At 63.1% G+C, this 22951-nt stretch carries 18 protein-coding genes; 10 read left to right on the top strand and 8 right to left on the bottom strand.

Annotated elements, in window-relative coordinates; all coding sequences use genetic code 11:
- Positions 1-6 precede the first annotated feature (6 nt).
- The 3 genes from NKG95_RS16320 to NKG95_RS16310 all read right to left on the bottom strand — a co-directional run bounded on the left by NKG95_RS16320 (position 7) and on the right by NKG95_RS16310 (position 3072).
- Entirely contained in the window at positions 7-1563 is a 1557-nt protein-coding gene (locus NKG95_RS16320; protein WP_353041493.1) for a formate dehydrogenase beta subunit, read from the bottom strand.
- Positions 1560-2039 carry a formate dehydrogenase subunit gamma gene (locus NKG95_RS16315; RefSeq protein ID WP_353041491.1) on the bottom strand — a complete coding sequence of 160 codons (480 nt, stop codon included), beginning with the start codon at positions 2037-2039 and terminating at the stop codon, positions 1560-1562. The genes NKG95_RS16320 and NKG95_RS16315 overlap by 4 nt, the downstream gene beginning before the upstream one ends.
- 133 nt (positions 2040-2172) lie before the next feature.
- Positions 2173-3072, bottom strand: a complete 900-nt coding sequence (locus tag NKG95_RS16310; protein ID WP_023717897.1) for a LysR family transcriptional regulator — start codon at positions 3070-3072, stop codon at positions 2173-2175.
- Positions 3073-3266: 194 nt separating this feature from the next.
- Here NKG95_RS16310 and NKG95_RS16305 point away from each other — a divergent pair, with 194 nt between their 5' ends.
- Together NKG95_RS16305 and NKG95_RS16300 are read left to right on the top strand one after the other, a co-directional pair.
- Positions 3267-3908, top strand: a complete 642-nt coding sequence (locus tag NKG95_RS16305) for a DUF47 domain-containing protein (protein ID WP_023717896.1) — start codon at positions 3267-3269, stop codon at positions 3906-3908.
- On the top strand, positions 3908-4912 hold the full coding sequence (locus NKG95_RS16300; protein ID WP_353041489.1) for an inorganic phosphate transporter: 1005 nt from the start codon (positions 3908-3910) through the stop codon (positions 4910-4912). Before NKG95_RS16305 ends, NKG95_RS16300 begins: the two co-directional genes overlap by 1 nt.
- A 40-nt stretch (positions 4913-4952) precedes the next feature.
- On the opposite strand, the gene NKG95_RS16295 is transcribed toward NKG95_RS16300, so the two are convergent.
- A complete protein-coding gene (locus NKG95_RS16295) occupies positions 4953-5330 on the bottom strand; it encodes a VOC family protein (RefSeq protein ID WP_352493735.1) in 378 nt (125 codons plus the stop codon).
- A 195-nt stretch (positions 5331-5525) separates the two neighbouring features.
- Here NKG95_RS16295 and NKG95_RS16290 point away from each other — a divergent pair, with 195 nt between their 5' ends.
- The 4 genes from NKG95_RS16290 to chrA all read left to right on the top strand — a co-directional run bounded on the left by NKG95_RS16290 (position 5526) and on the right by chrA (position 11220).
- Positions 5526-6698: an Mrp/NBP35 family ATP-binding protein gene (locus NKG95_RS16290; RefSeq protein WP_352483316.1), complete on the top strand. Its 1173-nt coding sequence runs from the start codon at positions 5526-5528 to the stop codon at positions 6696-6698.
- 227 nt (positions 6699-6925) lie between these two features.
- Positions 6926-8731 carry an IlvD/Edd family dehydratase gene (locus tag NKG95_RS16285; RefSeq protein ID WP_352483298.1) on the top strand — a complete coding sequence of 602 codons (1806 nt, stop codon included), beginning with the start codon at positions 6926-6928 and terminating at the stop codon, positions 8729-8731.
- 264 nt (positions 8732-8995) lie between these two features.
- On the top strand, positions 8996-9835 hold the full coding sequence (locus NKG95_RS16280; RefSeq protein ID WP_023717891.1) for a chromate resistance protein ChrB domain-containing protein: 840 nt from the start codon (positions 8996-8998) through the stop codon (positions 9833-9835).
- Positions 9832-11220 carry a chromate efflux transporter gene (gene chrA, locus NKG95_RS16275; RefSeq protein ID WP_352847071.1) on the top strand — a complete coding sequence of 463 codons (1389 nt, stop codon included), beginning with the start codon at positions 9832-9834 and terminating at the stop codon, positions 11218-11220. Before NKG95_RS16280 ends, chrA begins: the two co-directional genes overlap by 4 nt.
- A gap of 3 nt (positions 11221-11223) precedes the next feature.
- Here the strand turns inward: chrA and NKG95_RS16270 are convergent, their stop codons facing one another.
- Both NKG95_RS16270 and pdxR read right to left on the bottom strand, forming a co-directional pair.
- Positions 11224-12813 (bottom strand): trimethylamine methyltransferase family protein, encoded by a 1590-nt coding sequence (locus NKG95_RS16270; RefSeq protein ID WP_352847068.1) that lies wholly within the window; start codon positions 12811-12813, stop codon positions 11224-11226.
- 193 nt (positions 12814-13006) lie between these two features.
- Positions 13007-14500 carry a MocR-like pyridoxine biosynthesis transcription factor PdxR gene (gene pdxR / locus NKG95_RS16265; protein WP_352847065.1) on the bottom strand — a complete coding sequence of 498 codons (1494 nt, stop codon included), beginning with the start codon at positions 14498-14500 and terminating at the stop codon, positions 13007-13009.
- Positions 14501-14754: 254 nt separating this feature from the next.
- On the opposite strand from pdxR, the gene pgi reads away from it, so the two are divergent.
- Together pgi and NKG95_RS16255 are read left to right on the top strand one after the other, a co-directional pair.
- On the top strand, positions 14755-16398 hold the full coding sequence (pgi, locus tag NKG95_RS16260; RefSeq protein ID WP_353041486.1) for a glucose-6-phosphate isomerase: 1644 nt from the start codon (positions 14755-14757) through the stop codon (positions 16396-16398).
- Between the two features lie 5 nt (positions 16399-16403).
- Complete coding sequence (locus NKG95_RS16255; protein ID WP_023717885.1) at positions 16404-17126, top strand: HAD family hydrolase; 723 nt, start codon at positions 16404-16406, stop codon at positions 17124-17126.
- On the opposite strand, the gene NKG95_RS16250 is transcribed toward NKG95_RS16255, so the two are convergent.
- Together NKG95_RS16250 and NKG95_RS16245 are read right to left on the bottom strand one after the other, a co-directional pair.
- Entirely contained in the window at positions 17110-17766 is a 657-nt protein-coding gene (locus tag NKG95_RS16250; protein ID WP_084642516.1) for a class I SAM-dependent methyltransferase, read from the bottom strand. The genes NKG95_RS16255 and NKG95_RS16250 overlap by 17 nt on opposite strands.
- An 85-nt stretch (positions 17767-17851) precedes the next feature.
- A complete protein-coding gene (locus NKG95_RS16245; protein ID WP_353041484.1) occupies positions 17852-19813 on the bottom strand; it encodes a long-chain fatty acid--CoA ligase in 1962 nt (653 codons plus the stop codon).
- Positions 19814-20292: 479 nt separating this feature from the next.
- Here NKG95_RS16245 and NKG95_RS16240 point away from each other — a divergent pair, with 479 nt between their 5' ends.
- Positions 20293-21885 carry an ABC transporter substrate-binding protein gene (locus NKG95_RS16240; RefSeq protein WP_023717882.1) on the top strand — a complete coding sequence of 531 codons (1593 nt, stop codon included), beginning with the start codon at positions 20293-20295 and terminating at the stop codon, positions 21883-21885.
- Between the two features lie 58 nt (positions 21886-21943).
- A complete protein-coding gene (locus NKG95_RS16235; RefSeq protein WP_023676822.1) occupies positions 21944-22951 on the top strand; it encodes an ABC transporter permease subunit in 1008 nt (335 codons plus the stop codon).

Genomic DNA, 22951 nt, shown 5'->3' with positions numbered 1-22951 from the left:
CCGCTCCTATTCCGCTGCTTCGGCGACCGGCGTCGGCCGAAAGTCGTCCGGGAAATGGTTGAGTGCACTCATCACCGGATATGGGGTGAAGCCGCCGAGAGCGCAAAGCGAGCCGAACTTCATCGTGTTGCAAAGGTCGGTGACCAGCGCGATCTGCTTTTCCGGTTCGATGTTCTCAGCGAGCCGGTCCAGCACCTCGACGCCGCGCGTCGAGCCGATGCGGCAGGGCGTGCACTTGCCGCAGCTCTCGATGGCGCAGAATTCCATGGCGAAGCGCGCCTGCTTCAGCATGTCGGCGCTGTCGTCGAAAACGACGATGCCGGCGTGGCCGATCAGCCCGTCCTTGGCCGCGAACGCCTCGTAGTCGAACGGCGTGTCGAACAGGGCGCGCGGGAAATAGGCGCCGAGTGGGCCACCGACCTGCACCGCTTTGACTGGGCGACCCGTTGCCGTGCCGCCACCGATATCGTCGACGATCTCGCCCAGAGTCATGCCGAACGCCGCCTCGTAGAGACCAGCATATTTGACGTTGCCGGCGATCTGGATCGGGATGGTGCCGCGCGAACGGCCCATGCCGAAATCCTTGTAGAAGGCGGCACCCTTGTCCATGATCACCGGTACCGAGGCCAGCGAAATGACGTTGTTGATCACCGTCGGCTTGCCGAACAGGCCCTTATGCGCCGGCAGCGGCGGCTTGGCCCGCACCTGTCCGCGCTTGCCTTCGAGGCTGTCGAGCAGGGCGGTCTCTTCGCCGCAGACATAGGCGCCGGCGCCGACGCGGACTTCCATGTCGAACGAATTGGGCGAGCCGAGCACATTGACGCCGAGCACGCCGGCCCTGCGGGCGATCTCGACGGCCTTCTGCATCACCGCCACCGCATGCGGATATTCGGAGCGAATATAGATGAAGCCCTTGGTCGCGCCCGTGGCGATGCCGGCGATCATCATGCCTTCGATCAGCACGAACGGGTCGCCTTCCATGATCATGCGGTCGGCGAACGTGCCGGAATCGCCTTCATCGGCATTGCAGACGATGTATTTGCGGTCGGCCGACGTATCGAGGACCGTCTTCCATTTGATGCCGGTCGGGAAACCGGCGCCGCCACGACCACGCAGCCCGGACTCGGTCACCTGCTTGACGATGTCGGACGGCGTCATCGCCACCGCGTTCTGCAGCCCGTTCAGCCCGCCATGCGCCTTGTAGTGATCGAGCGACAGCGGATCGGTGACGCCGCAGCGCGCAAAGGTCAACCGCGTCTGCCTGGCCAGGAACGGGATCTTGTCCGGCGCGCCCAGCCAGCGCTTGTGGTGGCCACCGGTGAGGAAGCCGCAGTCGAACAGGCTTTTGACGTCGGATGGCTTCACCGGCCCATAGGCGACGCGGCCATTGGCCGTCGCCACTTCGACCATCGGCTCGAGGAAATAGGCGCCGCGCGAGCCGTTGCGCACGATCTTGGCCTCGATGCCGCGCTCGGCCAACTCCGCCCGAACCGCCTTGGCGACCCTTTCCGCACCCAGCGCCAGCGCGCCGGAATCGCCGGGAATATAGATACGCGGGATCATGAGCGCACCTCGGCAACGATTTCATTGAGCTTTTCGTCGTCGAGCCGCCCGATCACCTCGCCGTCCAGCATCGCCGATGGCGAGCAAGCGCAAAGGCCAAGGCAATAGACCGGCTCCAGCGTCACCGAACCGTCGCGGGTTGTCTCGTGGAAACCGATGCCCAGCATTGATTTGAGCTTGGCGGCAATCGCATCCGAGCCCATCGACTGGCAGGCTTCCGCCTGGCAAAGCTTCAGCACATGGCGGCCGGCGGGCTGGCTGCGGTAATCGTGATAGAAGGTGACGACGCCATGCACCTCGGCCCTGGAGATGTTCAGCGCCTCGGCAATCACCGGCAGCGCGTCCTGCGGTACATAGCCGAACTCTTCCTGTATGCCGTGCAGGATCGGCAACAGCGAGCCTTCGTGGCCTTTCAGCTCGTGGATGATCGCCGCCGTGCGCGATGCGATCTCGGTACTTGCAGGCTGCATCGTCATGCAGCGCCCTCCCTGGTCGTGGCTGTCTTCCGCTAAGTGCTTAGGAAATCAGAGGAAACCCGCTAAATCAATAAAGCCGATCCGTTGCTCGATAGAAATTTTCTATCGTTCGCCGTCACCAGCATTGTCTAGCCTAGCGGCGGGCGCGGAAATCGTCCGCCAGCGCCATTGCCTCGTCCAACAGCGCCGAGACCAGCGGCGTGTGCGGTTCGCGCGGCGCCGCCACCAGCCCGACGGTGTGGCTGGCATCCGGCTCGACGATCGGGATAGCCCGGATCGGCTCGGAAAAGCCGAACGTTTCCGCAAGGTTAAGCGGCATGATCGACGACCATTTGCCGGTGCGGATATGCGAGAACAGCACGATCATCGAGTTGGATTCCAGTGTCGGCCGCACCTGCACGCCGGCTTCGGCCAGGTGCTGGTCGATGATGCGGCGGTTCTGCATGTCCGGCGTCAGCAGGCAGAGCGGCAGCTGGGAGAGCTCCGCCCATGTCACTTTGTCGCGGTCGAAATAGGGGTTCCCGACAGCGGTGATCAACTGGTAGCGCTCGTCGTAGAGCGGCACGCTGGTGACGCGTCCGAGCGGCTCGTTGTCGAGATAGGTGATGCCGGCGTCGATGTCGAAATTGCCGAGCAGCGACAGCACCTCGATCGATGTCCGCGACAGCACCGAGAAGGTGACGCCGGGATGCTTTGCCCGAAACGGCGTCGTCAATCGCGCCACCATGGCGAGGGCCGTCGGGATCGCGGCGATGCGGATGCGTCCTGACAGGCCGTGGCGTGCCGCCCGCATCTCCTCGCGCATGGTCCTGCTATCGCCGACGATGCGGCGCGCCCACACCAGCACCTGCTTGCCTTCCGGCGTCAGCCCCTGGAAGCGCGAGCCGCGCAGCACCAGCATCACGCCGAGCTGGCCCTCCAGCTGCTTGATGCCGGCCGAAAGCGTCGGTTGGGTGACGCCGCACACCTCCGCCGCGCGGCCGAAATGTTCTTCCCTGGCGAGTGCTATGAAGAATTCCAGCTTGTCGATCATGCCGTCGGGAGCCTGTCACGGACGCTATGTCCGATCTTAGCGCGCAAGGTCGGGGAAATCGCCTTCGGCCGCAAGCCGCCTGTGCAAATCGCCCGCATCCACATCTTTCAGCCGGCTTACTGTTTCCCGCGATGGAACGCGGCGCTATGTGGATGGGACGGGGTCGTGGACTGGACACGACGGGAGACCGAAACATGCTGGGCTGGTTCCGCAAGCTTTTGCCGCGCGAAGATCGCTTCTTCGACCTGTTCGAGCGGCATTCCCGCACTGTGGTCGGCGGCGCTGAGGCACTGCAGCAGCTTTTGCAGGGCAACGACATCGACCGCTGGTGTCAGACGATCATCGATCTCGAGGACGAAGCCGATCAGATCACCGCGGAAGTTCTGCTGGCCGTGCGCCGCTCCTTCATCACGCCCTTCGATCGCGGCGACATCAAGGACCTGATCCAGTCGATGGATGATGCCATCGACATGATGCACAAGACCGTCAAGACGGTAAGGTTGTTCGAAAAGAAGGAATTCGACCCGCTGATGCAGGAAATGGGGGCCGTCATCGTCGAGGCCGCCAAGTTGGTGGCCGAGGCGATCCCACTGCTCGGCAAGGTCGGGGCGCATACGGTGCGCCTCAACGCCATCGCCGAGGAGGTCATGCGCGCCGAAGGCCGGGCCGACGACCTGCACGAACAGGGCCTGAAGGACCTGTTCAAGCGGCACGGCCGCAGCGATCCGATGGCCTATCTGATCGGCAGCGAGATCTACGGCCAGCTGGAAAAGGTGGTCGACCGCTTCGAGGACGTCGCCAACGAAATCAGCGGCATCGTCATCGAGAACGTATAGTGGAAGCCGCGATAGCCTTTCCGGTGCTCGTCGGCCTTGTCGTCGTCGCGCTGTTCTTCGATTTCCTCAACGGCCTGCACGATGCCGCCAACTCCATCGCCACTATCGTCTCCACCCGGGTGCTGCGGCCGCATTATGCGGTGTTCTGGGCGGCCTTCTTCAATTTCATCGCCTTCATGTTCTTCGGTCTCCACGTGGCGGAGACGCTGGGAACCGGCATCATCGACGCCAGCATCGTCACGCCAGCAGTGATCTTCGCAGCACTTGTCGGCGCCATCGTCTGGAATATCGTCACCTGGCTCGTCGGCATTCCGTCCAGCAGCTCGCACGCGCTGATCGGCGGTTTGGTCGGCGCCGGCGTTGCCAAGGCAGGCACCGGCGCCATCGTCTGGGCCGGATTGGGCAAGACGACGGCGGCCATCGTGCTATCGCCGGCGGCAGGCTTTCTGCTGGCGCTCGTCTTGATCCTCGCGGTCTCCTGGCTGTTCCTGCGGCAGACGCCGTTCGCCGTCGACAGCACCTTCCGCGTCATGCAGTTCTTTTCCGCCTCGCTCTATTCGCTCGGCCATGGCGGCAACGACGCGCAGAAGACCATGGGCATCATCGCCGTGCTGCTCTATTCGCAAGGCATGCTCGGCGCGAATTTTTACGTGCCGCTGTGGGTCGTCATCACCTGTCAGTCGGCGCTGGCGCTGGGCACGTTGCTCGGCGGCTGGCGCATCGTCCACACGATGGGCTCGAAGATCACCCGGCTGAACCCGATGCAGGGTTTCTGCGCCGAGACCGGCGGTGCGATCACCCTGTTCGCCGCCACCTGGCTCGGTATTCCCGTATCGACCACGCACACGATCACCGGCGCCATCATTGGCGTCGGCGCCGCCCGCCGTGTCTCAGCCGTTCGCTGGGGCATTGCCGGCAACATCGTGGTTGCCTGGATTATCACCCTGCCAGCAACCGCGGCGATTGCGGCTCTCACCTACCTCGCGGTCGGCCTGGCAAGGTGACAGCACCGCAGCACTGCGCGGCGGTGCGTGAACGCCGTATCTACCTGTCCACAAGGTTCAGGATGTTGCCGTCTGGATCCTTGAACCATGCGACCTTCATGCCCTGACCGACATGAACGTCACCCTCCAGCGTCAGGCCGGGCATGTCGTAATGCTCGAAGGCCACGCCCTTCGATTTCAACGCCTCAACGATTTTGCCGAGCTCGTCGCCGACCGTCCAGGTCACTGCCGTCGCCTTGTTGGTCCCAGCGAAATTCGAACGGTACACGTTGATGCTGGTATCGCCGCTTTTATAGACGATCAGTTCGCCACCTTCATTGTGCACCTCTTTCAGGCCGAGCGTCCCTTCGTAGAAAGCCCTGGCCTTGGCCAGGTCCTTCACTGCGAGATTGGCCGTTGCGTTGCTGTTTGCGAGCATGATCGTCTCCTTCCCTTGATGTCGTGCTCATGCTGCTCCTTCAGATAGGTCGTAGCGGATGGTTGGCGACCGTCGATCAGGCAAATCTGACAGCGTCGGTCCGTTTTCCGGGGCACACCAGGCCGGCTGTTGCTCCACGACTTGGTTCTCTCCGGAAACTGCACTATCTCAGGCGCGAGCTTGCATAAGGAAGATCTGATGTCCGTCACCAAGGAAATCGTCATCGAACGCCTGAAGACGGTCAACGGGCCGGATTTCACCGGCAATATCGTCGACCTCGGCATGGTTTCCGAGATTTTCATTGCCGATGCCAAGGTGTTCTTCTCGATCACCGTTCCCGCCGCCCGTGCCCAGGAGATGGAGCCGCTGCGTGCGGCCGCCGAGCGTGTCGTCAAGGCGATCCCCGGTGTCGCCGGCGCCGTGGTCGCGCTGACGGCGGAAAAGAAGGGCGGCGGCATGGAGGCGCCGGTTCCGCAAAGACCGGCTCAGAGGCCCGCTCCGCCGGCCGCACCTGCTCGTCCCGCGCCGCAGGCGCCCGCCTCGCACAGCCATGGCAAGCGCGGCGTACCAGGCATCGACGCCATCATCGCTGTTGCTTCCGGCAAGGGCGGCGTCGGCAAGTCGACCACCGCCGTCAATATCGCCCTTGGCCTGGCCGCCAACGGGTTGCGGGTCGGCGTGCTCGATGCCGATATTTATGGCCCGTCCATGCCACGTCTGCTCAACATTCATGGCCGGCCGCAGACCGTCGACGGCAAGATCCTGAAGCCGATGCAGAACTATGGCCTCAAGGTCATGTCGATGGGCTTCCTCGTCGATGAGGAGACGCCGATGATCTGGCGCGGGCCGATGGTGATGTCGGCATTGACGCAAATGCTGCGCGAGGTCGAATGGGGACCGCTCGACGTGCTCGTCGTCGACATGCCGCCCGGCACCGGCGACGCCCAGCTGACCATGGCCCAACAGGTGCCGCTGGCCGGCGCCGTCATCGTCTCGACGCCACAGGACCTGGCCCTGATCGATGCGCGCAAAGGCCTCAACATGTTCAGAAAGGTCGACGTGCCGCTTTTGGGCATCGTCGAAAACATGAGCTATTTTCTCGCCCCCGATACGGGGAAACGCTACGACATCTTCGGCCATGGCGGCGCGCGCCGTGAGGCAGAGCGCCTCGGCGTCACCTTCCTCGGCGAAGTGCCGCTCGAGATGGGCATCCGCGAAAGCTCCGATGCCGGCACGCCGGTGGTGGTCTCCAAGCCCGATAGCGCCGAGGCGAAAATCTATCGCGACATCGCCGCCAAGGTCTGGCACCGCGTCAATGAAGAGCGCGGCGCGGCCGAGGCTGCAGTGCCGAGCATCGTGTTCGAGTGATGCGGATATCCCTCCCCTTTGAGCGGAGGGTGGCCCGAAGGACCGGGCGGGGTCCGCGGCGACACGCTCCAACTTTTCCGGGATAGCGGACTGACAAACCACGATCCCGTCTAGCGCGGAGGCAGATGTGTGTCTATCGCACCAAAGTGCGGATTCGGATGGCGCGTGCCCCTTGCCTGCTCCCGCGCGTTGTCATATCGATTTGTCATACAAATACGGAGACCACGATGGCAGGCGCCCCCACCAGCAAGAAAAAATTTCGCTCGCAAGAGTGGTTCGACAATCCCGACAATCCGGGCATGACAGCACTTTATCTGGAGCGCTACCTGAATTACGGGCTGACGCGGGCCGAACTGATGTCCGGCAAGCCGCTGATCGGCATCGCCCAGACCGGCTCGGACCTGTCGCCCTGCAACCGCCATCACATCGAACTGGCCAAGCGCGTGCGCGAGGGCATCGTCTCGATGGGCGGCATTCCTTTCGAGTTTCCTTGCCACCCGATCCAGGAAACCGGCAAGCGGCCGACAGCTGCGCTCGACCGCAACCTTGCCTATCTCAGCCTGGTCGAGGTGCTCTACGGCTATCCGCTCGACGGCGTGGTGCTCACCATCGGCTGCGACAAGACGACGCCGGCCATGCTGATGGCCGCGGCTACCGTCAACATTCCGGCTATCGCGCTTTCGGTCGGCCCGATGCTCAACGGCTGGCACAAGGGCAAGCGCACCGGCTCCGGCACCATCGTCTGGGAATCGCGCCAGCGCCTGTCGGCCGGCGAGATCGGCTATGACGAGTTCATGGACATCGTCGCCTCCTCGGCGCCGTCGACCGGCTATTGCAACACGATGGGCACCGCTACCACGATGAATTCGTTGGCCGAGGCGCTCGGCATGCAATTGCCGGGCTCGGCCGCAATCCCCGCCCCCTATCGCGAACGCGGCCAGATCGCCTATGAGACTGGAAAGCGCATCGTCGACATGGTGCATGAGGATCTGAAGCCCTCCGACATCATGACCCGCAAGGCCTTCGAGAACGCCATCGTCGTCAACTCGGCGATCGGCGGCTCGACCAATGCGCCGATCCACCTCAACGCCATCGCCCGCCACCTCGGCGTGCCGCTCGACAACAACGATTGGCAGAAGGTTGGCCTCAACATTCCGCTCATCGTCAATCTGCAGCCGACCGGCGAATATCTCGGCGAGGACTATCACCATGCCGGCGGCGTGCCGGCTGTGATCGCCGAACTGATGAAGGGCGGCATGCTGCCCTATCCGGAAGCCATGACCGCTAACGGCAAGACCATCGGCGACAATTGCAGCGGCGCCGTCAACGAGAACCTCGACGTCATCCGCACGGTTGCCGAGCCGCTGAAAGCCAATGCCGGCTTCATCAACCTCAAGGGCAATCTGTTCGATTCGGCGATCATGAAGACCAGTGGCATCTCGCCCGAATTCCGCGAACGCTATCTGTCGAACCCGAAGGACCCGGAAGCGTTCGAGGGCAACGCCATGGTCTTCGACGGCCCCGAGGATTATCACGCCCGCATCGACGACCCGGCACAGGGCATCGACGAGCACACCATCCTGTTCATGCGCGGCGCCGGCCCGATCGGCTATCCCGGCGGCGCCGAAGTCGTCAACATGCAGCCGCCTGCCTATCTGATCAAAAAGGGCATCCACGCGCTGGCCTGTATCGGCGACGGTCGTCAGTCAGGCACGTCGGGCTCGCCGTCGATCCTCAACGCCTCGCCGGAAGCCGCCATCGGCGGCGGCCTGGCGCTGCTGAAGACCGGCGATCGCGTCCGCATCGACCTGCGCAAGGGTACCGCCGACATCCTCGTCAGCGACGACGAGATCACGCGGCGCCGCGCCGAGCTGCAGAACAATGGCGGCTATCACTATCCGAAGCACCAGACGCCGTGGCAGGAAATCCAGCGCGGCATGGTCGACCAGTTTTCCGAAGGCATGGTGCTGAAGCCGGCGGTGAAGTACCAGGATGTGGCTCATACAAGCGGCGTGCCGAGGGACAATCACTGACCAGGGTCCGTCGCACGAGCCGTCAGGTCGCCAGCGTAACGGTCACCTCATTTCTCCCCGTTAACAGCCCGCTAACGGGGAGAAATGCCCGCCACAGAGTTGGACGCGGTCATTTGTCAAAAGCGATTGCTCCCGCGAGAACGGGAATGCTTGACAAGCGGGCGTGACAAATCCACGATCATCGTAAGGGGTGCATCGCGACGACCCCGTGAGGCGTCAGCCCAACGTTCGCGTCCAAGCTTCTCTTTCAAGGAGGTGGACGCCATGCCGTCAACAACCGCTATCACTGTATCGCAACTGTCTCGTCTGATTGGGCTGCCGGGTGCGCCCGCAATCATCGATGTCCGCACCGATGATGACTACAACGCCGATCCGCGCCTGTTGCCGGGCTCAACCCGGCGTGACTTCAAGGCTGTCGCCACCTGGGCTGGCGAATTCACTGGCCAGCAAGTGACGGTCGTCTGCCAACAGGGAAAAAAGCTCTCGCAAGGCGTGGCCGCATGGCTGCGGCACGAGGGCATTGCCGCCGAATCGCTCGAAGGCGGGTTTGAGGCATGGCGCGATGCCAAGGGGCTTTTGGTTCACACCGGCAAGATACCGCCCGCCGATGCCAAGGGCCGCACCGTTTGGGTGACGCGTACGCGCCCGAAGGTCGATCGCATCGCGTGCCCCTGGCTGATCCGACGCTTCATCAATCCTCACGCGGTCTTTCTCTTCGTCGAGCCGGCCGAAGTGGCGGCCGTCGCCGATCGCTTTCAGGCCGTGCCTTTCGACATCGAGAACGTGTTCTGGAGCCACCGCGGCGAACGCTGCACCTTCGATACCATGATCGAGGAGTTCGGACTAAAATCCGAAGCGCTCGATCGCCTCGCCACGATCATACGCGCTGCCGATACTGCGAGCCTCGATCTTGTCCCACAGGCGGCCGGATTCCTGGCCGCCTCGCTTGGCCTGTCACGGATGTTTCGCGACGATCTGGAGCAGCTCGAGGCCGGCATGCTGCTTTACGATGCGTTCTTCCGCTGGTGCCGCGATGCCACCGAGGAGACGCATAACTGGCCGGCCGCCGGCACGGGCAATCTCGGCGCGGGCAAGCCTTCGTGAGCGCCGTCCTTTCGAAAAAGCCGCCGGAGATCCAAGAGCCGGTTGTGCCGAGCTTCCGGCAGGCCGTGAAAGTCTGGGCGAAAATCGGCGTGCTCAGCTTTGGCGGCCCGGCCGGGCAGATCGCACTCATGCACAAGGAATTGGTCGAGGAACGGCGCTGGATCGGCGAACAGCGTTTCCTGCATGCGTTGAACTACTGCATGCTGCTGCCTGGCCCCGAGGCCCAGCAACTTGCCATCTATATCGGCTGGTTGCTGCACAAAACGGTCGGCGGCCTTGTTGCCGGCATTCTCTTCGTCGTGCCGGGCGCGCTTGTCATGCTCGTCCTGAGCAGCCTCTATGCGCTCTATGGCGATGTACCACTCGTCGCGGCGCTGTTTTTCGGGGTCAAGGCGACCGTGCTCGCCATTGTCATCGAGGCGGTGATCCGGATCGGCAGACGCGCGCTGAAAAACCCCGTCATGGTGTCGATCGCACTCGCCGCCTTCATCGCCATCTACGCGTTGAACGTGCCGTTTCCGCTGATCGTCCTGCTTGCCGGCCTGGCAGGCTGGATCGGCAACCGTAGTGCGCCGGCATTTTTTTCCGGCGCTTCGCATGGCAAGGGCGATGTTCCCGACATCAAGGGCGCGGTCGATCTGATGTTCGAGCGCGGTGAACTGACCCACGTCAGGCCGACGCGATGGCACGCGCCGCGCATCTTGGCGATCTGGCTGCCGATCTGGCTCGGGCCTGTTCTGCTGGTCTGGGCTGTCACCGGCTCGGCCAGCGTCTGGACGCAAATCGGTGGCTTCTTCAGTGTCATGGCGGTCGTTACCTTCGGCGGCGCCTACGCGGCCCTTGCCTATGTGGCGCAGGCAGCGGTCGAGTACTTCGGCTGGCTGGCACCCGGTGAAATGGTCGACGGCCTCGGACTTGCCGAAACCACGCCGGGCCCGCTCATCCTGGTCTTGCAGTTCGTCGGCTTCGTCGCCGCCTTCCGCCAGTCGGGCTCGCTGGCGCCGCTGCTTGCCGGGTTATTTGGCGGGCTGTTCACGCTGTGGGCGACGTTTACCCCATGTTTCCTGTGGATATTCCTTGGCGCGCCTTACATCGAAGCGCTGCGCGGCAACAAGGCGCTGTCGGCGGCGCTCGGCGCAATCACCGCCGCCGTCGTCGGCGTCATCATGAATCTCGCTCTATGGTTCGGCTTGCACGTCATCTTCGGCGAAGTGCGCAATGTCGGGCTTGGAATGGACGTGCCGGTGCTTTCATCGATAGACTGGCGCGCGGCGCTGCTTTCCTGTGCCTCGATGATCGCCATTCTGAAGCTGAAAATCGGCATGCTGCCGACGCTTGCCGGATCGGCGCTGGCCGGCGTCTTGTTGCTGGCGGCGAGCGGCTAACGCTCAGCCGCCCATTCTGCCGCGCGGCAGCTTGATCATATCGCCGAAACGGGCGCGCAATTTGTCGTCGACGGGCTTCGGCACATGGCGCGGGAAGCGTTCGGCAAGCACGCGTTTCTTCTCGATGATCGCCCGCTGCAAGATGTCGGGCCTGCCTTTCTCATTCCATTCCTTCGGCGAAAAGCGGTCGCCGACGGCCGGGTAGAAATATTCGGTCTGCATCAGCCGCAGCGTCTGCTCGTTGCCGAGATAATGGCCCGGGCCCTTCAGGCAGACATCGGTGATGGTGTCGATCGACAGCGACTCGTCCGTCACCTCGATGCCACGCACGCAGCGCAGGCAGTGGCCGAGCATGTCGTTGTCGATGATCAGGCTCTCAAGGCAAAAGCCGAGCAGCGAGGCGTGCATGCCGGCCGATTCGTAAACCAGGTTGAGGCCGGCAAGACCGGCCATCACGTCGGTTATGCCCTTTTCGTAGCCGGACTGAATGTCAGGCAGTTTCGAATCCGTCATGCCGGCGGCCGAACCGCCCGGCAGGTCGTAAAATTGCGCCATCTGCGCGCAGGCCGCGGTCAGCACCGCCTGCTCGGCCGAACCGCCCGACATGGCGCCGGTCCGGAGGTCCGAGACGAACGGCCAGGTGCCGAAGATTGCCGGGTGGCCTGGCTTGATGGCGTTGACATAGATTAGGCCGACCAGCACTTCGGCGACCGCCTGCACCACGGCACCGGCAATCGCCGCCGGTGCCGTCGCACCTGCCTGGCCTGCCGACAGCAGCAGGATCGGAATGCCGCCCTCGACACAGGCTTCGAGCACGCCGCAGGCGTCCTCGGCAAACTTCATCGGCGGCACGACGAAACAGTTCGAATTGGAGACGAAAGGCCGCGCGCGAAAATTCTCTTCGCCGCCGGCGATGGCATAGAGCATGTCGAGCGCCGGCTTGACGTTCTCACGCACGGTAAACGAGGTGCCGACATGCTTCGACGTGCCCATGACGCAGGCGTAGAGCGTGTTGAAATCCATGTCGAGCGGGTCGGGGATGTCGCGTGGCACCATCGGCCGCTGGAAGAAATGGATGTTGTCGAGCCCCTCGACCAGGCGCGCCGCATCGTAGATGTCCTGCAGCAGCGACTCGCGATACTCACGCTTTTCGACATCGACAAGATGCACCGCAGCACCAGCCGTGCCGTAATGCACACGCTTGCCCTGGATCACCATGTCGTGCTTCGGATCCTGGCCGTGCAGGGTGAAATGCCGCGCCGCTTTCTTGATCGTGTCGAGCACCAGAGCGCGAGGAAAGCGCAGGCGGCCGTCCTCGCCAAGCGTTGCGCCGGCCTTGGTCAGTGCCTCAATGCAGGAGGGGATGGCGTTGGCGAAACCGACTGTCTCCAGAAGGGTAAGCACGGCCTCGTGGATACGTTCGCAATCATTGCCGCTGAGCGGGCTGTAGCTTCCGCCTTCGAGGCCGGCACGCACCGGCTTGACGTCGTCGGCAAGCGGTGCTGCTCGCATGGCGCGGCGCGCCTCGCGCCCGCCGGATCGTCGCGAACGCTGGTCTGCGGACACGTCCTGCTTCTCATGGGCCACCGGCATGAAGGCACTCCAACTTTAGCTGCGAAGCGGGCGCGGCGGTTGGTCCACCATCTGCCTGCTTCGTCCCCTATCTACTCCGACTATGCCGCCGGCATTGGCACAGCCTATGTGCCAGCCGATCCCGTCGCATATGCCAAGGTGCTAAAGAACCGGAGCCGCACCACATGCGGCAGCTCCGATCGGAGGAGGGTAATCAAGCCGCTGCCGGCCTGCGTCCAGCTGCCGTCGCCAGTTCGCGGATGCCGGGTTCGATGTGCTGCAGCGCGATCGAGGAAATGCCCAAGCGCATGAAACGCGATGGCTTTTCGGTGCGGTCGAAGAACCGGTCGCCGGGCTCGATGATGACGCTGCGCGAGGCCGCGGCCTCCGCCAGCCCGCGCGAATCGGTGCCGCGCGGCCCCTCGAGCCAGAGCGACGTGCCGCCGGCCGAATCGGTCGAGCGCCACTCCGGCAGGAAGGCGGAAATCGCATGGACCAGACGCTTGCGCCTCTCGTCGAAGGCGCTCGACAGCCGCCGCACCAGCGCCTCGTGATGGCCGAGCGACAGGAACAATGCGACGGCGCGCTGGTTGTTTGCCGGCGGGTGGCGCAGCATGAAGCGGCGCAGCGCCCGAAGCTCGGAAATCAGCCCGGCCGAGGCGACGATGTAGCCGAGCCTGAGGCCGGGAGCCAGCGTCTTCGACATCGAGCCGACGTAGACGACGCGGCCGGACCGATCGAGGCTCTTCAGCGCCTGCTGCGGCGCCTCGTCCAGGAGCTGGCTGTCATATCCGTCCTCGATGATGATCTGGTTGTAGCGGTTGGCGCGCGCCAAAAGATCCTGCCGCCGCTCCGCCGACAGCGGCACCATGGTCGGGCAATGGTGGCTGGGCGTGACGAAGACGAAGCCGGAATCATTGGGAATGGCCGAGGTTACGATACCGGAGTGGTCGACCGGAACCGGCAGGATGTCGGCGCCGGCCAGCCGAAAGATCGAGCGTGCATCGGGATAGCCCGGGTCCTCCATCGCCACCTTCGAGCCCTTGGTCATCAACAGCGTCGCCAGCATGTAAAGCGCGTTCTGCGCGCCCAGCGTCACGATGATCTCGTCCGGATTGGCGAAGATGCCGCGTCGCGGCAGCAGCCGTGCCTGGATCTGCTCGATCAGGAGCGGATCGTCGCGGTCGACCATGTCGGACGCCCAGTTGCGGATTTCGAGCACCGCCAGCGCCATGCGGTTGCACTCGCGCCATTCGGCGGTCGGGAACAGCGCCGGGTCGAACTGGCCATAGACGAAGGGGTAGGACGACTTGATCCAGTTGTCGTGCTTGGCCGGCGGTGGCATGTCGCTCGCCGCGATCTGCCGGCGCGCCTTCCAGTCGATCTCGTTGGCCTGGTCGGGCGCTTTCTGGTGCGGCTTGGCCGGCGTCGCCAGCACTTCGGGATTGACGAAGTGGCCGCGGCGCTCGCGCGCCACCAGGAAGCCCTGGTCGACCAGCTGCTGGAAGGCCAGCACCACGGTACCGCGCGCTACGCCGAGTTTTTCGGCGAGAATCCGGCAGGACGGAAGCGGCATGGAAGCCGCGATCTGCCGGTCGAGGATGGCGGCGACGATCGCCTGGCGGATCTGCGCCTGCAGGGTCTGACCGGATTCCGCCGAAATCCGGAACAGGCCGGACCATATGGCCGTGTCGTTTCGCTGTGGCATGGGAGATGTTCCTCGATGGCCAGCTTTTTTCACTTGGCTGGACCAGTCGAATGTACCGGTGGCACAAGGTGTTGCGCCAATCAATTTTTCTGATCGCTGGGATTTATGCCAGTGATCCTTTGCGCCGGCCCACGCTGCGCTGCGGCATCGCTGCGCATTGAAACGGATGGAATTCGACCCGATAGTTTGCCGCGACGACACGCGCCGGAAACATCCGGCCTGATAAGATACATTCAAGAGACCGGAGCGAAGCAGTGGATCAATCGTCCTTTCAAAAGCAGCTCGATGCGTTGCGCGATCATCGTGCGGCCAAATCGGGCTCGATGCGCGAGGCTTTCGCTGCCGATCCGCAGCGCTTCGAGAAATTCTCCGCCAGCGACGGCGACCTGCTGCTCGACTGGTCGAAATGCGCGGTCGATGCGCGGACGATGGAGTTGCTGGAGAACCTAGCTGAGGCCGCCGACCTCGAAGGCCGGCGCGACGCGATGTTTGCTGGCAGGAAGATCAACGTCACCGAAGGCCGCGCCGTGCTGCATACCGCGCTGCGTAACCTTACCGGCAAAGGCATCGTGCTCGACGGCCAGGACGTGAAGGCGGAAGTCCTCGGCGTACTCGACGCGATGGGCGCCTTCGCCGACGCGGTGCGTTCCGGTAAGGCGGCCGGCGCGACCGGCAAGAAGATCACCGACATCGTCAACATCGGCATCGGCGGCTCCGATCTCGGCCCGGCCATGGCGACCTTGGCGCTGGCGCCCTATCATGATGGGCCGCGCGCGCATTACGTGTCCAATATCGACGGTGCCCATATCCACGACACGTTGAAGGGTCTTTCCGCCGAAACCACCCTGTTCATCATCGCCTCCAAGACCTTCACCACGGTTGAGACGATGACCAATGCCGAGACGGCACGCAGATGGGTCGAGAAGGCGCTCGGCAAGGAAGCGGTCGGCAAGCATTTCGCCGCCGTCTCGACGGCGCTCGACCTGGTCGCCAAATTCGGCATCGCAGCCGACCGCGTCTTCGGCTTCTGGGACTGGGTCGGCGGTCGCTATTCCGTCTGGGGTGCGATCGGCCTGCCGGTGATGATCGCCATAGGCCCTAAGGATTTTCGCGCCTTTCTCGACGGCGCCCATGAGATGGACGAGCATTTCCGCACCGCGCCGCTAGCGAAGAACCTGCCGGCGCTGATGGGGCTGATCGGCTGGTGGCATCGCGTGATCTGCAAATATCCGGCTCGCGCCGTCATCCCCTACGATCAGCGTCTGTCCAGGCTGCCGGCCTATTTGCAGCAGCTCGACATGGAATCGAACGGCAAGAGCGTCACCCTGGATGGCGGCGCTGTGACGACGCCGACCGGCCCGCTGGTCTGGGGCGAGCCCGGCACCAACGGCCAGCACGCCTTCTTCCAGCTTCTGCATCAGGGCACCGATTTCATTCCGGTCGAATTCCTCGCCGCTGCCGTCGGCCACGAGCCGGAACTGAAGCATCATCACGACCTTCTGCTCGCCAATTGCCTGGCGCAGTCGGAAGCCTTCATGAAGGGCCGCACGCTTGAGGAAGCCCGCGCGCAGATGCTGGCGAAAGGCATGAAGCCCGCCGATGTCGACAGGGTTGCTCCGCACCGCGTCTTCTCCGGCGACCGCCCCTCAGTGACGATCCTCTACAGGAAACTCGACCCCCACACGTTCGGACGGCTGATTGCGCTTTACGAACATCGCGTCTTCGTCGAAGGCACGCTGTTCAACATCAACTCCTTCGACCAGTGGGGCGTCGAGCTCGGCAAGGAACTGGCGACCGGGCTGCTGCCCGTCGTTGAAGGCAAGGAGAATGCCGCAAAGCGGGATGCCTCGACTGCCGGACTGGTGGAATACATTCACCGCTTGCGCGGCCCGGAGTGAAAAGCTTGGCGGACATCAAGGGAATATTGTTCGACAAGGACGGCACGCTCGTGGATTTCAACGCGACATGGCTGGGCATCGCCGACTTCATGGCGATGGATGCGGCCGAAGGCGATCGCTGGAAGGCAGACAGGCTGCTTGCGGCGGCTGGCTTCGACTTCGCCACCAGGCGCTTCAAGCCGGATTCTATCTTTGCCTCCGGGACCAACATGGACGTCGTCGAACTGTGGTTTCCGCGGCTGTCCGACGAGGACCAGATGCTTGCCGTCGCCCGCTTCAATGCCATCACCTCGGCGCAAGGATCGGCGATGGCCGTGGCGCTGCCGGGTGTGGTCGAGACGCTTGGGCTGCTTCACAGAAAATCCTACCGGCTTGGCGTCGCCACCAACGACTCGACCAGCGGCGCGGAAAAGACCTTGGTCACGCTGGGCGTCGCGCAGCTTTTCGAAGCCGCCTATGGTTACGACGCGGTGGCCAATCCAAAACCGGCGCCGGATACGATCCTTGCCTTTTCGGATCTGACAGGGCTCAGGCCGGCGACGATCGCAATGGTCGGCGACAATCGTCACGATCTGGAGATGGCGCGCGCCGGCGGCTGCGGCCTGGCGATCGGCGTGCTGTCCGGCACCGGCACACGTGAATCGCTGTCACAGATCGCCGACGTCATCCTGGATTCGGTGGCCGATCTGCCCGATTTTCTTGCGGCCCGGGTCAGCGAGACGGTCTAGACTCGTAGTTATCTGGTCCGAACGAGAACACGCCGCTCGGTTTCATCGCCGCATTCCTGCCCTCGCCGACATCCGGCACCTCGTATTCGGCCAGCAGGCGAAGCCGCGAGCGCGGCAGATAGGCGCGGCCCGGATCGCCGATCAGCACGGCGATGCCGGCAGCAAGGCAGCGGTCGAGGAAGGGAACGACCCGGCCGGCAAGATCGCGGGCGTAAAACAGGTCGCCGACCACCACGATGTCCACCGGTGGCGGCGGACCGCCGGTGATGTCGTCGCCAACGATCATGATAGCGACGCCGTTCGCAGTCGCATTGAGGCTGAGCGCAACCACACCATTACGATCGATCTCGGCCGCGACGACCGCGCTGGCTCCGGCTTTCGCCGCAGCGATGCCGACGAGGCCCGAGCCGGCGCCGAGGTCGAGCACGCGACGCCCGGCCACGGTCTCCGGCCGGTCGATTATGTAGCGGGCAAGCACCGCGCCGCCGGCCCAGACATAGGCCCAGTACGGTGGCTCCGGTTCAGGTTCGTCTTCTTCGGTCCCATGTTGATTCCATTCGAGAAGCCGCCTGAGGCCGCTTCCCGGATGGGCGGTGTAAAGCCGGATTTCGGGAAGCGCGGGCACGGGGGCGATCCGCATGTGCGCCCGGATGAACTCTGCCGGGTCTGGCCGCGAACCTATATCCACGGCGTTAGTGCCGACGATGCAATCGCTCAAGCTGCGCCTAGCCCCGCAACGCTCGTCGCAGGATCTTGCCGACCGGTGTCTTCGGCAGTTCGGTGCGGAACTCGATATATCTGGGGCGCTTGTAGCCGGTCAGGTTCTCGCGGCAATAAGCCGTCAGCATCTCGGCGGTCAGTGCCGGGTCCTTTTTGACGACGAACAGCTTTGGCACTTCACCCGAATGCTCGTCCGGCACGCCGATCGCCGCCACCTCGAGTACGCCCGGATGCTGCGCCACCACCTCCTCGAGTTCGTTCGGGTAGACGTTGAAGCCGGAAACCAGGATCATGTCCTTCTTGCGGTCGACGATCTTGGTGTAGCCGCGCTCGTCCATGAAGCCCATGTCGCCCGATTTGAAGAAGCCGTCCTCGGTCATCACCTTGGCGGTCTCGTCCGGCCGGTTCCAGTAGCCGGCCATCACCTGCGGTCCGCGGATGCAGATTTCGCCGACCTCGCCGAGCGGCAAATTGTTGCCATCGTCGTCGCGGATGGCGATCTCGGTCGAGGGCAGCGGCAGCCCGATCGTGCCGGTGTAGACTCCGTCGCTGAATTTGTTGGCGGTCGCCCCCGGCGAGGTTTCGGAGAGTCCGTAGGCCTCGCTGATCGGGCAGCCGGTCAGCGCCTTCCAGCGCTCTGCGATGCCCTTCTGCACTGCCATGCCGCCACCCAGCGTCAGGATCAGCGGCTTGAAGTCGAGCCTGCGAAAATCCTCATTATTGAGCAGCGCATTGAACAGCGTGTTGAGGCCAGGAAAGATGTGGATCGGGTATTTCTGCAGCTCCTTGACGAAGCCGGGAATGTCGCGCGGATTGGGGATGAGCACGTTCTGCGCGCCCTGCTGCATTCCCATCATCGCGTTCACTGTGAGCGCAAAGATATGATAGAGGGGCAGCGCGCAGAGGAAGTTCATATGCGCCGGTTTCGGCTTGACCGTGTAGGCGTCTTCGACCCAGAGCGCGTTCTGCGCGACGTTCGCCAAGACATTGCTGTGCAAAAGCATCGCGCCCTTGGAGATGCCGGTCGTACCGCCCGTATATTGCAGGAAGGCGATGTCGCCGGCCACGACCTCGGCGGGTTTGAAGGTCACGCCGGCGCCGGCCTTCAATGCGGCGTTGAATTTGACATGGCCGGGCAGCGACCATGCCGGCACCATCTTCTTGACGCGGCGCACGACGAAGTTGACGATCGTTCCCTTGAGCCCGCCGAGCATGTCGCCCATCGTGGCGACCACGACATGCTTGACCGCGGTCCTGGCGATCACCGCCTGCAAGGTGCAGGCGAAATTTTCGAGGATGACAATGGCTTGAGCGCCGGAATCCTTGAGCTGGTGCTCAAGCTCGCGCGGCGTGTAGAGCGGATTGATGTTCACCACGACATAGCCGGCGCGAAGCACCGCCATCATCGCCACCGGATATTGCAGCACGTTCGGCATCATCAGCGCGACACGTGCACCCTTCTGCAACCCCTTTGATTGCAGATAGGCGCCAAACGCAGCCGACTGTCGCTCGAGATCGGCATAGGTGATCGATTTGCCCATGCAGACGAAGGCCGGCCGGTTCGCAAACTGCTTGCAGGCGGCGACGAGAAAGTCACCGATCGAGCTGGAGGGCAGGGCGCCGATCTCGGCCGGCACGATCTTTGGGTAACTCTGGAGCCACGGTTTTTCAGGCAGGCCGGCGGTCAGCGAGGTGATCGCCTTCGGCAATCTTCTGGCTGAAGCTGCCGCCTGTTTGGGCGCTGGCACTGCCTTCGCCGCCGGCTTGACGGTGGGGTACTTTGCGGCAGGCGCCGCCTTGCCGGCTGCCGGCTTGGCAGTCTTTCCAGCCGTGATCTTCGTCGCCGGCTTCGCACTTGCCTTCGCGGTAGTCTTCGGCTTGGCGGCGGCCGCTTTTGGCTTGACCGCTTTCGATATTGCCTCGGCCTTTGCTTTCGCCGCGGTTGTTGTCTTTGCCGGTTTCGCCACCTGTCGCTCCCTCAATCATTCTTATTGTTCGGCACGCTTGAGTGCCACCGCCGCCCCTGACAAACAAAGGTATCCCACGCTTGCCGCAATGTCCGGAGCCTGGGGAATCCACCACGCTGTCCATCTATCTATGTATTGCCACTAGCAGCGGCCGTGCAAGCCTCGCCCACCTGGCAGTGCGGCAAGACTTGCCATCAAAGCTCTCGGCCGCGACCGGTTTTCGGACGCGCATCTCTTGAACCGAACGGCTCGATTCCCCGAATTGGCGGCATCGCCCGATCAACAAAAAATTGAAGTCGCTAATAATGTCGTGATCTGCGGATTTGGCTCGTTTTTTCCACAATTCGCCGCATGCCGGAATTTTTTTCTGCTTCCCGTGGGTTAGGCAAACAAGCAGTTCCAAAGCCAGAAAAACGGTGCTTATATGCGGCCTTCGCGAGCCTGATAGAGGGGCTTGGAAGAACATCAGGGAGTGCTCAATGAAAAAGAAACTGACTTTTGCAGCCGCGTTGCTGGCTGCAAGCGTCCTCGGCGGCATGGCCAATGCAAAACAACTGGTCTATTGCTCGGAGGCATCGCCGGCCGGCTTCGACCCGTCGCCATGGAGCGGCGGCAACGACTTCGACGCTTCGTCGCGCACCATCTATTCGCGCCTGGTCGAGTTCGAGCATGGCAAGACCACCATCTCGCCCGGCCTGGCGGAGAGCTGGACGGTTTCCGACGACGGTCTCGAATACACCTTCAAGCTTCGCCCGGGTGTGAAATTCCAGACGACGGATTATTTCACGCCCACGCGCGACCTCAACGCCGACGACGTGATCTTTTCCTTCGAACGCCAGTGGAAGAAAGAAAGCCCCTGGTACAGCTACCTGGAAGGCACCGGCTGGGAGTATTTCACCGGCATGGGCTTCCCCGATCTCCTGAAGGAAATCGTCAAGGTCGACGATCTGACGGTGAAGTTCGTGCTGAACAAGCCTGAAGTCGCCTTCCTGCCGGACCTCGGCATGGATTTCGCTTCGATCGTTTCCAAGGAATATGCCGACCAGCTCGACAAGGCCGGCACCAGGCAGCAGTTCACCCAGAAGCCGGTCGGCACTGGTCCGTTCCAATTTGTCGACTATCAGGTCGATGCGGTCGTACGCTATGCGGCATGGGACGGCTACTTTGGCGGCCGCCAGAAGATCGACGATCTGATCTTCGCCATCACGCCCGATCCGGCCGTGCGCGCGCAGAAGCTGAAGGCAGGCGAGTGCGATATCATGTCATACCCGGCGCCGGCCGACATTGCCGGGCTGCAGGGTGACGCGAACCTCAAAGTCGACGAGCAGGAAGGCCTGAACATCGGCTATCTCGCCTACAACACGACGCTGCCGCCCTTCGACAAAGTCGAGGTCCGCAAGGCCCTCAACATGGCGGTAAACAAGAAGGCGATCATCGACGCGGTCTATCAGGGCGCCGGCGCGCCGGCCATCAACCCGATCCCGCCGACCATGTGGTCCTATAACAAGGACATCAAGGACGATCCCTACGATCCGGAGGCGGCCAAGAAGATGCTGGCCGATGCAGGCGTCAAGGATCTGTCGATGAAGATCTGGGCTATGCCGGTCAGCCGCCCCTACAACCCGAACGCCCAGCGCGTCGCCGAGTTGATCCAGGCCGACTATGCCGCCGTCGGCGTCAAGGCGGAGATCGTCAGCTACGAATGGACGGAGTATCGCCAGCGCGGCAAAGCTAAGGATCGCGACGGCGCCTTCCAACTGGGCTGGACCGGTGACAATGGCGATCCGGACAACTTCTTTTTCCTGCTCGGTTGCGATGCCATCGGCCAGTCCAATTATGCGATCTGGTGCAACCAGGAATTCGAAGCCCTGCTGAAAAAAGGCAAGGCGACGACGGACGTCGCCGAGCGCACCAAGATCTACGAGGAAGCTCAGGTGGTGTTCAAGCGTGAGGCTCCGTGGCTGACCATCGCCCACTCCAAGGTCTTCATGCCGATGAACAAGAAGGTGTCGGGCTTCGTTATGGACCCGCTCGGCATTCATCGGTTTGACGGCGTCGACGTCACCGAATAAGTCCTGAGAAATTGAACGGCGGCGCTGGACTTCCTGCGCCGCCGTTCTATGAAGCAAGATGCTCCGTTATCTCCTCCACAAGCTCGCTTTGATCATCCCGACCGTGTTCGGCATATCGCTGGCGGCGTTCGCTTTCGTCCGGCTTCTGCCCGGCGATCCCATTCTGGCCCTGGCCGGCGAGCGCGGCGTCAGCCCCGAACGCTACGCCCAGCTCATCGAGCAGTTTGGCTACAACCGGCCTTATGTCATCCAGTACCTGGAATATATCGGCAGGGTCCTGACCGGCGATTTCGGCATATCGATTGCCACCAAGCGGCCAGTGCTCGGCGAATTCCAGGCGCTGTTTCCAGCCACGCTGGAACTGGCGACGGTGGCGTTGATCATCGCCGTCCTGCTCGGCATTCCTGCCGGTATCTTCGCGGCGGTCAAGCGCGGCTCGTGGTTCGACCAGGCGACGATGGGTGTCGCGCTGACCGGCTATTCGATGCCGATCTTCTGGTGGGGGTTGCTGCTCATCATCTTCTTCTCCGGTTATCTCGGCTGGACGCCGGTTTCCGGCCGCATCGGCCTGCAGTATTTCTTCAGGCCGACGACCGGGTTCATGCTCATCGACAGCCTGATCTCCGGCAGGAGCGGCGCTTTCAAATCCGCCGTCAGCCATTTGATCCTGCCGTCCATCGTGCTGGCGACGATCCCGCTTGCCGTCATAGCGCGCCAGACTCGCTCGGCGATGCTCGAGGTGCTGGGCGAGGACTATGTCCGCACCGCGCGCGCCAAGGGCCTGGCGCCGCGCCGTGTCATCGGGCTGCACGCTTTTCGCAACGCGCTGATTCCGGTGGTCACCACCATCGGACTGCAGGTCGGCACGTTGATGGCGGGCGCCATTCTTACCGAAACCATTTTTTCCTGGCCCGGCATCGGCAAATGGATGATCGACGCCATCGGCAAGCGCGACTATGTCGTCGTTCAGAGCGGATTGCTGATCATCGCGCTGATCGTCATGGCGGTGAACCTGATCGTCGACGTGCTCTACGCCGTCATCAATCCGCGCATCCGGGTGCAGTGA

It is taken from the genome of Mesorhizobium sp. M1423 (assembly GCF_040317575.1).
GTDB lineage: Bacteria > Pseudomonadota > Alphaproteobacteria > Rhizobiales > Rhizobiaceae > Mesorhizobium.
The sequence above is the reverse complement of the archived record's forward strand: the minus strand, read 5'-3'. Positions and strand labels throughout refer to the sequence as shown.

Coding starts and splice junctions, on each gene's coding strand:
- NKG95_RS16320 (WP_353041493.1), bottom strand. CDS start 1,563: ATGATCCCGCGTATCTATATTCCCGGCGATTCCGGCGCGCTGGCGCTG.
- NKG95_RS16315 (WP_353041491.1), bottom strand. CDS start 2,039: ATGACGATGCAGCCTGCAAGTACCGAGATCGCATCGCGCACGGCGGCG.
- NKG95_RS16310 (WP_023717897.1), bottom strand. CDS start 3,072: ATGATCGACAAGCTGGAATTCTTCATAGCACTCGCCAGGGAAGAACAT.
- NKG95_RS16305 (WP_023717896.1), top strand. CDS start 3,267: ATGCTGGGCTGGTTCCGCAAGCTTTTGCCGCGCGAAGATCGCTTCTTC.
- NKG95_RS16295 (WP_352493735.1), bottom strand. CDS start 5,330: ATGCTCGCAAACAGCAACGCAACGGCCAATCTCGCAGTGAAGGACCTG.
- NKG95_RS16285 (WP_352483298.1), top strand. CDS start 6,926: ATGGCAGGCGCCCCCACCAGCAAGAAAAAATTTCGCTCGCAAGAGTGG.
- NKG95_RS16280 (WP_023717891.1), top strand. CDS start 8,996: ATGCCGTCAACAACCGCTATCACTGTATCGCAACTGTCTCGTCTGATT.
- NKG95_RS16270 (WP_352847068.1), bottom strand. CDS start 12,813: ATGCCGGTGGCCCATGAGAAGCAGGACGTGTCCGCAGACCAGCGTTCG.
- pdxR (WP_352847065.1), bottom strand. CDS start 14,500: ATGCCACAGCGAAACGACACGGCCATATGGTCCGGCCTGTTCCGGATT.
- NKG95_RS16250 (WP_084642516.1), bottom strand. CDS start 17,766: ATGCGGATCGCCCCCGTGCCCGCGCTTCCCGAAATCCGGCTTTACACC.
- NKG95_RS16240 (WP_023717882.1), top strand. CDS start 20,293: ATGAAAAAGAAACTGACTTTTGCAGCCGCGTTGCTGGCTGCAAGCGTC.
- NKG95_RS16235 (WP_023676822.1), top strand. CDS start 21,944: ATGCTCCGTTATCTCCTCCACAAGCTCGCTTTGATCATCCCGACCGTG.